The organism is Kribbella speibonae (genome assembly GCF_004331375.1).
Classification (GTDB): domain Bacteria; phylum Actinomycetota; class Actinomycetes; order Propionibacteriales; family Kribbellaceae; genus Kribbella; species Kribbella sindirgiensis.
On the sequence record NZ_SJKC01000008.1, the window covers coordinates 135706 to 148399 of the forward strand.

The 12694-nt window shown below is 69.8% G+C and carries 14 protein-coding genes; 3 read left to right on the top strand and 11 right to left on the bottom strand.

What is annotated here, in order from left to right; all coding sequences use genetic code 11:
- Nucleotides 1-3 precede the first annotated feature (3 nt).
- Together E0H92_RS39540 and E0H92_RS39545 are read left to right on the top strand one after the other, a co-directional pair.
- The gene (locus tag E0H92_RS39540; protein WP_131499928.1) at nt 4-993 is read left to right on the top strand and encodes an ArsR/SmtB family transcription factor; all 990 of its coding nucleotides are present in this window, start codon (nt 4-6) and stop codon (nt 991-993) included.
- Complete coding sequence (locus tag E0H92_RS39545) at nt 990-2063, top strand: phosphotransferase enzyme family protein (protein ID WP_131499929.1); 1074 nt, start codon at nt 990-992, stop codon at nt 2061-2063. Before E0H92_RS39540 ends, E0H92_RS39545 begins: the two co-directional genes overlap by 4 nt.
- Here E0H92_RS39545 and E0H92_RS39550 read toward each other — a convergent pair.
- From E0H92_RS39550 to E0H92_RS39560, 3 genes are all read right to left on the bottom strand, one after another.
- Nucleotides 2060-4087 (bottom strand): primosomal protein N', encoded by a 2028-nt coding sequence (locus tag E0H92_RS39550; RefSeq protein WP_131499930.1) that lies wholly within the window; start codon nt 4085-4087, stop codon nt 2060-2062. The two genes, E0H92_RS39545 and E0H92_RS39550, sit on opposite strands and share 4 nt — an antisense overlap.
- Before the next feature lie 62 nt (nt 4088-4149).
- On the bottom strand, nt 4150-5343 hold the full coding sequence (metK, locus tag E0H92_RS39555; protein ID WP_131463272.1) for a methionine adenosyltransferase: 1194 nt from the start codon (nt 5341-5343) through the stop codon (nt 4150-4152).
- A 189-nt stretch (nt 5344-5532) separates the two neighbouring features.
- Complete coding sequence (locus E0H92_RS39560; protein WP_131463271.1) at nt 5533-6645, bottom strand: winged helix DNA-binding domain-containing protein; 1113 nt, start codon at nt 6643-6645, stop codon at nt 5533-5535.
- Between the two features lie 86 nt (nt 6646-6731).
- On the opposite strand from E0H92_RS39560, the gene E0H92_RS39565 reads away from it, so the two are divergent.
- The gene (locus E0H92_RS39565; RefSeq protein WP_131499931.1) at nt 6732-7628 is read left to right on the top strand and encodes a GNAT family N-acetyltransferase; all 897 of its coding nucleotides are present in this window, start codon (nt 6732-6734) and stop codon (nt 7626-7628) included.
- Here E0H92_RS39565 and E0H92_RS39570 read toward each other — a convergent pair.
- From E0H92_RS39570 to E0H92_RS39605, 8 genes are all read right to left on the bottom strand, one after another.
- Complete coding sequence (locus E0H92_RS39570) at nt 7625-8101, bottom strand: GNAT family N-acetyltransferase (RefSeq protein ID WP_202874071.1); 477 nt, start codon at nt 8099-8101, stop codon at nt 7625-7627. The genes E0H92_RS39565 and E0H92_RS39570 overlap by 4 nt on opposite strands.
- Nucleotides 8098-9315 carry a bifunctional phosphopantothenoylcysteine decarboxylase/phosphopantothenate--cysteine ligase CoaBC gene (gene coaBC, locus E0H92_RS39575; RefSeq protein ID WP_131500089.1) on the bottom strand — a complete coding sequence of 406 codons (1218 nt, stop codon included), beginning with the start codon at nt 9313-9315 and terminating at the stop codon, nt 8098-8100. Before coaBC ends, E0H92_RS39570 begins: the two co-directional genes overlap by 4 nt.
- Nucleotides 9316-9431: 116 nt before the next feature.
- Nucleotides 9432-9734, bottom strand: coding sequence for a DNA-directed RNA polymerase subunit omega (rpoZ, locus tag E0H92_RS39580; RefSeq protein WP_130388473.1), 303 nt, complete (start codon nt 9732-9734; stop codon nt 9432-9434).
- A 2-nt stretch (nt 9735-9736) separates the two neighbouring features.
- On the bottom strand, nt 9737-10360 hold the full coding sequence (gmk, locus tag E0H92_RS39585; protein WP_131463268.1) for a guanylate kinase: 624 nt from the start codon (nt 10358-10360) through the stop codon (nt 9737-9739).
- 44 nt (nt 10361-10404) lie between these two features.
- Entirely contained in the window at nt 10405-10719 is a 315-nt protein-coding gene (mihF, locus tag E0H92_RS39590) for an integration host factor, actinobacterial type (RefSeq protein ID WP_131463267.1), read from the bottom strand.
- 117 nt (nt 10720-10836) lie between these two features.
- On the bottom strand, nt 10837-11211 hold the full coding sequence (locus E0H92_RS39595; protein ID WP_238173800.1) for a hypothetical protein: 375 nt from the start codon (nt 11209-11211) through the stop codon (nt 10837-10839).
- A gap of 103 nt (nt 11212-11314) precedes the next feature.
- On the bottom strand, nt 11315-11692 hold the full coding sequence (locus E0H92_RS39600) for a hypothetical protein (protein WP_238173801.1): 378 nt from the start codon (nt 11690-11692) through the stop codon (nt 11315-11317).
- 9 nt (nt 11693-11701) lie between these two features.
- Entirely contained in the window at nt 11702-12667 is a 966-nt protein-coding gene (locus E0H92_RS39605; RefSeq protein WP_238173802.1) for an EamA family transporter, read from the bottom strand.
- Between the last annotated feature and the right edge of the window lie 27 nt (nt 12668-12694).

Below are 12694 nucleotides of genomic sequence, written 5' to 3' on the forward strand. Positions count from 1 at the left end.
CCGGTGATCACGATCAGGCTGACCGCTGGGGACATCGGACGGATCCGGTTCGCGCTGTCGCCGGTCTGGGAGGCCGTGACGAGTGTGCGAGCGCTGAGCAACAACACCGCGCGCAGCGTGCACGGGCCGTGGCTGCAGAAGGTCCGGCCGACGATCGAGGGCGACGACCTGACGTTGCTCAGGGCCCTCATTCCGCCGGACGGCTACATCCCGGACTTCCTGACCCCGGCCCCGCCGCGCCGGTCGACGAGTCTGGAGTCGGGCCTCGCCGCGATCACCGCGACACCGCACGCCCTGGTCGCCGCCGAGCTCAGGAAGCTGTACGCCGAGAACCCGGACCCGGTGCTGCCCGCGCTGATCGCGCACCCGGCGAAGGCGCTGGACCTGATCACCACCGCGCTCGAGACGTACTGGCGCCGGGCGATCGAGCCGGACTGGCGGCGGATGCGATCGCTGCTGCAGGAGGATCTCGCGTTCCGGCTGGACGAGCTGGCGAGCGGCGGGATCGAGCGACTGTTCCGCAACCTGCATCCGTCGATCAAGTACGCCGGCGACCGCGTCGAGATCGACCGGCCGTTCTGCTGCGACGGCGAACCGATGACCGGGCAGGGTCTGCTGCTGGTGCCGTGCGTGTTCACCTGGCCGGCCGGGCTCGCCGTCACGGGCGCACCGCACGTGCCGACCATCACCTACCCGCCGCGCGGCCTCGGCCGGCTGTGGGAGGACCGCCAGGACACCACGGACTCACCCCTCGCCGACCTGGTCGGCCGCACCAGAGCCGCGATCGTCAGCCACCTAGACCTGCCGATGTCCACCACGCATCTCGCCCACCAGCTGGGCGTCACAGCCCCCACGCTCAGCGTCCATCTCAGCATCCTCCGCAACGCCGGCGTCGTCGCGTCCCGCCGCGACGGCCGCACCGTTCTCTATCACCGAACGTCACTCGGCAGCCAACTGCTCTCCGCCTCCACAACACTCGCGACGACGGCATGACCAAGGACAGCAACTTCAAGAAGGTCGTACGGCGGCACGCCCAGGAAACCGGTCAGCGCTACACCGAGGCGCTCACCGACCTCGTGGGTCTGGGCGACCGCATCTACCACGAACCGGACGCCGATCGGCTGCTCGCGCATCTTCGGAATCGCTACGGTATCGACGCGACCGCCGCGACGAAGCTCAGCGTGCACAAGACGTACGTGTTCCGCATCGACCGGAACGACGGCGACCCGTGGATCGCGCGCGCGTTCCCGCCCGCTCGGCCGCGCGCGGATGTCGAGGGCGACGCCGCGGTCCTGCGATTCCTTGAGCAGCACGACTACCCCGCGGAACGTCTCGCGGTCGACGACGCGGTGTCCGACTTCGACGGGGGCGCGGTGCTCGTCACCGAGTTCGTCGACAACACCCCGCTTCCGGACGGCGAGGGGTTCGCGATCATGGCCGATCTGCTCGGACGGCTGCACGCGTTGCCGTTCGACGAGTCGGTCAGCCGGCCGGGTGGGGCCAGCGGTGAGGACCCCCGCCGGATGGGGACGCCAAGGCAAGATCTGCTGGCCGGCTTGGCCTTTCTCGACGCCGTGGACACGAAGGTCGCGGCAGCCGACCGCGAGCGCTTCGAGCGGCTGCGCGACCAGGTGCGCTCCGCGGACGACGGCGACGGTCTGCCCGAGGGCCTGCTGCACGGCAATCTCCTGCACGCTCCCGATCACGCCGTAATGGGCAAGAACGGGCCGGTGGCAATCAACTGGAAGGCGTCCGGGCGTGGACCGCGGCTGGCCGACCTCGCCTTCCTGCTGTGGGGAACCGGCAACTGGGCTCCCTCGCGAAGCACGAACCAGGAGCGCGTCGACGCCGTCGTCACGGCGTACCGCAAGCACGTCGAGCTGACCGACGAGGAACTCGACCGACTCGAAGGCGTGATGTACATCAGGCCGCTCTACCTGGTGTGCTTCGGCTACCGGCGCGACCTGCTCAAGGGCGTGCCGTTCGACGAGTGGTGGTTCCTCGAGCCGTCGGAGTACTTCACCTCGACCGCAGCCGCAACGAGAGCCGCGTCCCGCCGCTAGCCGAAGCTCGGTGGGTCGACCTGGATCCGGACCGTGCCGGGGTTCTTCTTGGTGGTGCGCGCCGACTGGGACTCCTTCAGGGAGCGGACGAGCGTGGTCCCGTGGGCCCGCGGAGTCCGGACGACGGCCCGGACGGTTTCGTCGTCGAGGTCGACCGGCCCGAGGACCTCGAGTCCGGCGGACGGCGGCATCAGGTCGCGGAGGCGCATGACAAGGTCGTTGACCGATTCGGCCGGGCCGGTGAGTTCGGCGAGTTTGGCGGCCGGAGCGAGCCGGGCGGTACGGCGTTCCTCGATCTCGCGAGCGGCGTACCCCTCGGGGCTCCACCGCACGATCGCCTGCAGCGGCAGCGCCGACGGGTCGCCGACCAGGATCACCATCCCGCCGGCACTTGCCGGCCGAACCAGAGCGGCGGCGTTGAACCAACGGCGTACCGCCTCCTCAGCCGCCCGGAGGTCGGGGCGGGCGAGCATCAGCCAGGTGTCGAGGAGCAGCGCCGCGCTGTACCCGCCCTCGGCCACCGGCTCGGCCCCCGGTGTGCTGACGACCAGCGCCGGCGCGTCCGGTACGACATCGAGCACGTTGTCGCCGCCCGACGTCCGCACCACGATCCCGGGGAACGCGCGCCCGAGTTCCTCCGCCGTACGACGTGCGCCGATGACCGCCGCCCGCATCCGGGTGTCCCCGCACTCCGGGCACCGGTGATCCGCCGCCGGACGGCCGCACACGCTGCAGCTGGCCGGCCCCGATCCCCCGGTACGGCGCAAGGTCCCGCCGCAGGTGGAGCACCGCGAAGGCGCCCGGCAGGTCTGGCACACCAAACTCGGCAAGTACCCCGCGCGCGGCACCTGCACCAGCACCGGCCCGGTCCGCAGGCCTTCGCGCGCGATCTCGAACGCCCGGGACGGCAACCGCGCCGCGCGCGCCGACGGGTCGCGCGCCAGATCGATGTCCGACTCCCCCGCGATGTGCACCGACGGCGCCGCCGCCCGCGTCACCTTCCGGTCCGCGATCAGCTCGTGCGCGAACCCGGACTCCAGCACGGCCGCCGCCTCCGCGGACCGCGCGTACCCACCGAGCAACGCCGCGCACTTCTGCCGGAACGCCCGCAGCAGCAGGACTTCCCGGGCATTCGGGTACGGCGCGCGCGGCTCGGCGTACGACTCGTCGCCGTCGTCCCACATCGCCACCAGCCCGAGATCCGTCACCGGAGCGAACGCCGCCGCCCGCGTCCCGATCACCACCCGCGCACGGCCGTGCAACGCGGACAGAAACGCCCGATAGCGGGCCGTCGGACCCAGATCCGCGGACAACGTGACAAACCCGGACTCCCCCAGCACCTCGGCGCACGCGGCCGCGAGGCGCTCGAGATCACGGGCGTCCGGAGCCAACAGGAGCGCGCCCCGCCCTGACGCCGCGGCCGCGGCCTGAGCGAAGGCGAGCGGCCAGTCAGCACCCGGCACTGCGGTCCAGACCGCCCTCGGCGCCTCGCCCCGTGCGACCGCGTCCAGAAAGCCAGGGGGGTACGGCGCCCACTCCGACCGGGACGTCGACACCGGCGGGCGCGGCGGCTGATCGCAGCGCAACGACTCGCCCTCGACCTTCGCGTGCCGCGGCGGGACCGCGAGCCGCGTCACGTCCGCGAGCACCCCGGCGTACCGATCGGCGACCGCCCGGCAGAGGTCCGCGATCTCCGGCGTCAGCACCTGCTCGGGTGACACGACCTTGCGGAGCCGGACCAGCTTGCCGTCGTGGTCCGACGCGTCGAGCCGCTCCAGCACGAACCCGTCGAGGTCCTTGCCGGCGAACCGCACCTTCACCCGGGCACCGGGCTGCGCGGCCGCGGCCAGGTCGTCCGGCACGAGATAGTCGAACGGCCGGTCGAGATGCGGGAGCGAGACGTCGACCGCGATCCGGGCCACCGGCAACGTCGTGGTGATCTCGGCCGGTTCCTTGGTGCGGGACTTGCGAACGGTGTCGCGCAGCAGCGTCAGCTGCTCCGGCGAATCTCCGTTCGATGTCACTGAGGAATGCTAGAGCAGCGGGCCGACAGTGCGCTGACGCACTGCCGACCCGCTGTGGACAACTACTTGCTGACCGCTGCCTTGAGGGCCTCGACGCGGTCTGTGCGCTCCCAGGTGAAGTCCCCGCCGGTGCGGCCGAAATGGCCGTTCCGCGCGGTCTGGGCGTAGATCGGCCGGAGCAGTTCCAGGTCGCGGATGATCGCGGCCGGGCGCAGGTCGAAGACCTCCCGGACCGCGTCGGCGATCTTGCCGACGTCGACCTTCTCGGTGCCGAACGTGTCGACGTAGAAGCCGACCGGCGCGGCCTTGCCGATCGCGTACGCGACCTGGCACTCGACCCGGTCCGCGAGCCCGGCCGCGACGATGTTCTTCGCCACCCAGCGCATCGCGTACGCCGCCGACCGGTCCACCTTCGACGGGTCCTTGCCGGAGAACGCGCCACCACCGTGCCGCGCCATGCCGCCGTACGTGTCGATGATGATCTTCCGTCCGGTCAGCCCGGCGTCGCCCATCGGGCCGCCGATCTCGAACCGGCCGGTCGGGTTCACCAGCAGCTTGTAGTCGGCCGCGTCGATGTCGAACTGCTCCAGCACCGGGTCGACGACGTGCTTCTTGATGTCCGGCGTCAGCATCGACTCCAGGTTGATGTCCGCCGCGTGCTGGCTGGACACCACCACGGTGTCGATCCGGACCGCCTTGTCACCGTCGTACTCGACCGTGACCTGGGTCTTGCCGTCCGGCCGCAGGTACGCCAGGGTGCCGTTCTTGCGGACCTCGGCGAGCCGCTCGGACAGCCGGTGCGCGATCGTGATCGGCAGCGGCATCAGCTCCGGCGTCTCGTTGGACGCGTAGCCGAACATCAGTCCCTGGTCGCCTGCCCCCTGCAGGTCCAGTGCGTCCTGGGACGCGTCCGAACGCGTCTCGTACGCCGTGTCGACACCCTGCGCGATGTCCGCGGACTGGCTTCCGATGGCGACCTGCACCCCACAGGACGCGCCGTCGAAACCCTTCAGGGACGAGTCGTAGCCGATCTCGAGGATGCGCGACCGCACGATCCCCGGAATGTCGACGTACGCCGTCGTGGTGACCTCACCCGCGACGACGACCAGACCCGTGGTGATCAGGGTCTCGACCGCGACCCGGCTCTTCGGGTCCTCGGCCAGCAACGCGTCGAGGATGGAGTCGCTGATCTGGTCAGCGATCTTGTCCGGGTGACCTTCGGTCACGGACTCGGACGTGAAAAGGCGCCTCGCCACAGTTCTCCCTCGGATTCCTCTTGTGCCGCCCGGTTGCGCGTTGGCACAGCCGCACGATCCCCCCATGCACCGGCGGTTGGCGATGCATCTTGGGAAGTATGCCAGCAGTTTCCACCCGCGTCCCGGTGACGCTCCGAATTCATCCAGGATACGAGATTCCTGATCACATTCTGGACGATCGGCCCTGGTTCAGGCGTGCGGGCCGACCGTCACGTCGCCGAGTGTGAGCGACGGCGCACAACCAAGGATCGCAGCCAACCGGTCCACCTCGGCGTCCAGCAGAGCGCGGCGGCGCCGGTTCAGCGGGGTCAGCGCCTCGACCGTGACCTGCAGCTTCCGGCCCGCCTTTTTCTGGTGCCAGACACCGGCCACGATGCCGTCGACGAGCAGCAGCGGATAGTTCCCGGCCTGGCCGCGGGCGGTCGCCCGCTCGAACGCCTTCCCCGGGAAGAGCAGTTCGCGCGGGTAGCTGCCGACGCCGTACGCATCGAAGTACGGCAGCAGCCGGACACCCTCCGCGCGCTCGTCGGGAAACTCGTCGTCGCCAGGCGCGACGTATGCGATCTCCCCGTTCAGCAGGACCTGAGGCAGACCGTCGAAGTACGGCTTGACCGTGGTCAGCGTCGCACTCAGCCAGCGGGCGAACTGCTGCGGTGTCGCCGGACCGTAGGAGTACAGATACCGGTGCAGGAGCTCGGTGAGCGCCTTCTCCGCGGGCATCGGCTCGAACGGGCGGAGCCGATGCGGATTCGAGTACGTCGTGAGTCGGCCGCGCATCGGCCCGTGACAGAGGACGCCGGCATGCGCCGCGAGGTACACCGCCTGTCGCCAGCGGGCCCAGGCGCCCTGGAACGCCGGGATCGTCGGCGTCCGCGCCCACTCACCGGTACGCCGTACGACCTCCTCCGTGAGCTCGTCGACGGTCAGGTCGGCGTCGGCGAGTGCTTCACCGATCGCGGCCACGACCTGGTCGAGTTCGTCCGGCGTCATCCGGATCGGTTCCGGCTGCTGGCCGCCCCCTGGCAGCGCCGACAGCGCACCGGTCCACATCGGCAGGTCGTCGAGCGGCAACAGGTGCACGGTCCCCCGCGGACCGAACGTCTTCACCAGCCCTTCGTCGCCCTGCACCGACTCCCGGTTCGCGCCGTCAACGCGCACTGCCACGGACACGTCACCCGCGGCCGCGATCTGCGCATGCGCCCCGCACATCGCCCGGACGGCGTCAACGGGCGTCTCCGCGGCCTCGGTCAGGAAGTGCCGCCGCATCCGCCGCGCCACCACGGCCGTCCAGGTGATCTCCATACGCTCAGCCTAGGAGGGAAAGCGGACAGCTTCTGTCCTCTGCAAAATCCGGAGCCGTTTGCGGCGAGGTGAGGCAAGCTGACGTCATGACCACGACCATCCGGACCGCGATCACCGACGCCGACTACGAAGCCTGGCGCGCGGTGCGGATCGCGGTGCTGCCGTACGAGCGCTGCCCGACTCTCGCCGAACTGCGTGAACTCGACCGCCCCGGCCGGCTGATGGTGCTGGCCGAGGTCGGCGGTGAGGTGGTCGGCAGCGGGATGGCCGATCGTTCCGGCGACGGCGAGCGGGAAGCGCTGATGCCGCGGGTGCACCCGGATTTCCGCCGCCGCGGAGTGGGCACCGCCCTGCTGCGGGTGCTCGCCGAGCATGCCGTTGCCCAGGGCTATGACATGGCCGGGGCGAGTGTCGACGACGAGGAGTCCCGGCTGTTCGCCGAGCGGTTCGGCTTCAAGGAAGCGAATCGGGAGGTCGAACAGGTACGGCAGATCGGCGACGAGCCGTGGCCGGCGCCGCCGACGGAGTACACGATCGTGTCGGTCGCCGAACGCCCGGAGCTGTGGGCCGCGGCCTACCACCAGGTCGCGCTGCCGACGTTCCCGGACATGGACCATCCGAGCGCGCTGAAGGTTTCCGCGGACGAGTGGGAGAAGGAGTGGATCAACGATCCGGCCGCGATGTTCGTCGCCGTCGCGGGTGACGAGGCGATCGGCGTCGCGGGCCTGATGCTCGACTCCGATCGCCCGGAGCGCGCGGAGGTCGCCTACACCGCCGTACGCCGGGAATGGCGTGGCAAGTCGGTCGCCGCGACCCTCAAACGCACCAGCATGGCGTGGGCCGCCGACCACGGCATCACCGAGATCTACACCTGGACCCAGCGCGGCAACGACGCGATGCGCCGCCTCAACGAACACCTCGGCTTCACCTACGGCATCACCAGCATCAGCCTCCGAGCCCCACTGCCGCTGAGCTTCGACTAGGTCCTGAAGCGGAAGACCTGCCGCGAACCGCCCTCCGGACCGTCCTCCGCGGGCTCGGCCGGCACGAACCCGAGCCGCTCGTAGAACACGCGCGCCCCGCTGGTCACCGCCCCCGGATGATCCGCACCGAAGGTCACGACCTCGACGACGTCTCCCTCGGCGAGCCCTCGGCCCACGGTGAGCCGGTCGATCACCGCGTCCATCAGCTGCCGCCCGACACCACGGCCGCGCGCCTGCTCAGAGATCACCAGCCAGTGCACCGCGAACCGCGGCGACGCCCCACCGAACAGCACCGCTCCAGCCAACTGATCCGCGTCCGACGCCACCAGTGCGCGGTCGTCGGCGATGTGCTTGTGGAGCGCCCGATGGAAGCCCGGCTCGGCGACCATCGGACCGAACCAGTGCTCGACCTCACCGGCCAACTGTAGGAACGCCGGTACGTCATCCTCGGTGGCCGGTCGGACCGTGGTCACGACCAGTGCGTGGCGACGAGGTTCCAGATGACGCCGGCCAGGGCGTCTTTGCTGCCCGAGGGGACGGGGAGGGCGTTGCCGTCGCGGTCGAGGATGACGGCCTCGTTGACGTCGCTGCCGAAGACCTTGCCGCCGGAGACATCGTTGACGACCAGGAGGTCGCAGCCCTTGCGTTCCAATTTGGCGCGACCTAGCTCCAGGACGGTGTGGTCGGCGTCGCCGGTCTCGGCGGCGAACCCGACGATCACCTGATCGGTACGGGACCGGTCGTGCGAGATCGTCTGCAGGATGTCCGGGTTCTGGATCAGGCTGACCGCGGGCACCGAGCCGTCGGCGGTCTTCTTGATCTTGTGCTCCGCGACATCGGCCGGGCGGAAATCGGCCGGGGCGGCGGCCATCACGATCGCGTCCGCGTCGGCGGCCCGCCCGGTGATCTCGTCGTACAGGTCGCGGGTGCTGGTGACCGGGACGACCTGGACGCCGGCCGGGTCGGGCAGCTCGGAGTTCGCCGCGACCAGGGTGACCTTGGCGCCGCGGGCGGCCGCGATCCGGGCCAGGGCGTAGCCCTGCTTACCGGACGACGAGTTGCCCAGGTACCGCACCGGGTCGAGGTGCTCGCGGGTCCCGCCGGCGCTGATCAGCACATGCTTGCCGGTCAGGTCGGCGACCGACTGGCCGGCCGCGCGGGCGGCCTCGTCGGCGAGCATCAGCTGGCTGATCGCGAAGATCTCCGACGGCTCCGGCAGCCGGCCGCGGCCGGTGTCGGCGCCGGTCAGGCGCCCGACGGCCGGGTCGAGGACCGTGATCCCGCGGGCGCGCAGCGTCGCGACGTTCGCCTGGGTCGCCGGGTGCTCCCACATCTCGGTGTGCATCGCGGCCGCGAACAGGATCGGGCAGCGCGCCGTGAGCAGGGTGTTCGTGAGCAAGTCGTCGGCGAGCCCGTGGGCGGCCTTGGCGATCAGGTTCGCGGTGGCGGGCGCCACCACGACCAGTTCGGCCGCCTTGCCGATCCGGACATGCGGCACCTCTTGCACATTGTCGAACGGATCGGCGGTCACCGGCTGCCCGGACAGCGCCGCCCAGGTCGCCGCGCCGACGAACTCCAGCGCGGCCGCCGTCGGCACCACCCGCACGCTGTGCCCGGACTCGGTCAGCCGGCGGAGCAGATCACAGACCTTGTACGCCGCGATCCCGCCGCCGACGCCCAGCACCACGTTGGGCCGGTGCTTGGGAACGACGTCAGCCCCCGGACCATGCTCGGTTCCGGGGGTCTGGTCACCGGTTGCGGACATCTGCGCGGACTCCGTTCCCGGTCGTCTGTTCTAGGTGACTACTCGGACTTCTCCGCGGCCGCCGCTTCCGCCTCGGCCTCGGGGTCGATGTCGGTGCAGGTCAGCACGCCCTCGTTGATCTCGCGCATCGCGATCGACAGCGGCTTCTCCTGGACGTGCGTCTCGACCAGCGGTCCGACGTACTCCAGCAGGCCCTCGCCGAGCTGCGAGTAGTAGGCGTTGATCTGCCGCGCGCGCTTGGCCGAGTACAGCACCAGCTTGTACTTGGAGTCGGTGCGGGTGAGCAGGTCGTCGATCGGCGGGGAGGTGATGCCGATGGCGACGGGCTGGTTGCCAGACAAGGTCAGCTCTTTCCAGAGATGGAGGGTGATCGAATCAACTTTACCAACTGATCGGCAGCCTCCCGAACCGAGGCGTTGACGATCGTCACGTCGAACTCCTTCTCGGCCGCCAGCTCCAGTACGGCGGTCTCCAGGCGGCGCTCCCGCTCCTCCTGGGTCTCGGTGCCGCGGCCGACCAGCCGGCGGACCAGTTCGTCCCAGCTCGGCGGCGCCAGGAACACGAACTGGGCCTCCGGCATCGTCTCGCGGACCTGACGCGCGCCCTGCAGGTCGATCTCGAGCAGGGCCGGCCGCCCGCCGGCGAGCTTGTCGAGGACCGGCTGCTTCGGCGTGCCGTAGCGGGCCGCCTTGTGCACCACCGCCCACTCCAGCAACTCGCCGTCGGCGATCATCCGGTCGAACTCGGCGTCGGAGACGAACAGGTAGTGCACGCCGTGCACCTCGTTCGGCCGGGGCTTGCGGGTGGTCGCGGACACCGAGATCCAGATGTCCGGGAACCGCTCGCGGATCTCCGCCGCGACCGTCCCCTTGCCCACCGCGGTCGGTCCGGCCAGCACGGTCAGCCGCGCCGGGCCGTCGTCGGCCGGTCCCGGCGCGTTCGGAACATTCTGCGAGTGCGTGGTCATCGTCACACCAGTGTCCAACGAGCCGGGGCGGATTTCGGTCTGGCTCACTCGGCGAATTCGCGCTCGAGCGCGGCGATCTGGTTCGAGCCGAGGCCGCGCACCCGCCGCGTCTCCGAGATCCCCGCGCGCTCCATGATCTGCTGCGCGCGGACCTTGCCGACGCCCGGGATGCACTGCAGCAGCTGGCTGACCCGCATCTTGCCGATGACGTCGTTCTTCTGCCCCTCGTGGAGCACCTCCGTCGGAGACGCTCCCGAGTGCCGGATCCGGTTCTTGATCTCGGCTCGTTCACGCCGCGCCGCCGCGGCCTTGTCCAGAGCGGCCGCACGCTGCTCCGGGGTCAAAGAAGGAAGTGGCACCGTTTCACCTGTCCCGTTGTATGGCTTCGCAAGGGAACCTAACACGGGTTCAGCCCGTGGTCGGGTGCTGGTGGAACAGAGTCGTGGGGGAAGCGGGCGATTGGAACGATCAGTTGATCAGTTCAGTGCCGGGAGGTCGACCTTGCAGCTGTCCTTGGCCTGGCTGGTGATGTTCTTGTACGCCGTCATCACGCTGCCGGTCTGCTTGCTCAGCTCGGCCAGCTGGGTGGCGTCCGTACCGGCCTTCTGGGCCTTCTCCGCGAACGCGACGACGACACCCCAGTCGTCCTTCACGTCCTTCGGCGCGGACTCCTGGAGCTTCTTGGCGTCGTCCAGGATCTTCACGTAGTCGACCGGCTTCTGCGGGTCGACGTCGACTGCCTTGGCGGCGTACTTGGCGAGGTCCACGCAGTACGCCTGCTCGTCGGTGCAGGCAGTCAGCACACCTGCGGTTGCGGCCATGGTCGCGATAACGGCGAGAGAGCGCTTCACGATGTTCACGCTACAGGCTGGCAGGACTACCGGGCGAAACCGAGGCACGCGCTGGTGGGACGGAACGGGCAGAGCCGTCCCACCAGGCTGCGCCTACGGCAGATCAGCTACCGGCGCCCGGCAGGTCGATCTTGCAGGTGTCCTTCGCCTGCTTGCTGATCGCCTGCATCGCCGGAGTGATCTTCTCGCCGTCAGCCTTCGCCAGTTCGACCAGCTTGTTCGTGTCGCCCTTGGCCGCCTGCGCCTTCTCGGCGTAGTCGATGACGACCTTCCAGTCGTCCTTGATGTCGTCCGGCGCCGACTTCGAGACCTTCTTCGCCTGGTCCAGCATCTTGCCGACCTGATCGGCGTTCTTGATGTCGAGGTCCTTCGAGGAGTCGACGTAACCCTTCAGGTCACCGCAGTAGTCGCCACCCGAGCAGGCAGTCAGGGCGCCAACACTCATCGTCACTACGGCCGCGAGGGCTGCCAGCTTCCGCATCGTGTTCCTTCACTGTGTCACGCGGGAAGACCGTGGCTCCCCGTCCGCCGACACCTTTCCGAACGCCGGGGTCACCGCGAGCTCCGGCACGCCGTGAACAACATCGCACCCACCGACTGGAACCCGGTTGTGATCTGCCGCGTCGCCACCGAAGGAGATCGCCACGGCGTTCGCGGAAACGATGACGAAGATCGCGATCCAGTCCAGCACGGCCAGCTGCTGCTGCAGTACGACGAGCCCGACGAACGCCGCGAGTACTGGGTTCACGCTCATGAAGACGCCGAAGAACTGCGCCGGGACGCGGCGCAACGTCAATAGATCAACGAGGAATGGAACCGCGGACGACAGCACACCCGCCACCAGCGCGTACGACGCCGCGGCAAGCGTCGGCGGATGATGCAGCAGTACGACCACGCCGATCGGGACGTACGCGAGCCCCGACAACGCCGCCGCCGCGGCCGAACCCGTTGCGCCCGGCAACTCTCGCCCGACCTTCCGGTTGAGCAGGATGTAGAACGCCCAGCACAGCGCGGCGAGCAGACCGAGCCCGATCCCGACATAGTCGGTCGTTGCCTGCGGCCGCGCCAGCAGAACCACGGCCGGTGCGGCAACCAACGCGCAGACGAGGTCGAGTACGCGCCGTGATCCCAGAAGCGCAACGGCCAACGGGCCCAGGAATTCGAGCGTGACAGCCAGCCCCAGGCCGACCCGGTCGATGGCGGTGTACAGGGACAGGTTCATCACGGCGAAGACCGCCGCCAGCCCGACGACCAGGCGCCATTGCGGGGCCGTGATCGATCGCAGCCGCGGTCTTCCGACCGCGAGCAGCACGATCGCCGCGACCCATTGCCGGATCGCCACCACGCCCGCCGGACCGATCACCGGGAATGCCAGCGCCGCCACCGACGCACCGACCTGCGTCGACAGCCCGCTCCCGAGCATCATCACCACACCGACCAACCGTTCTCGCCTCACGATCACGAGAGTCCGCCCGGCAGCGGC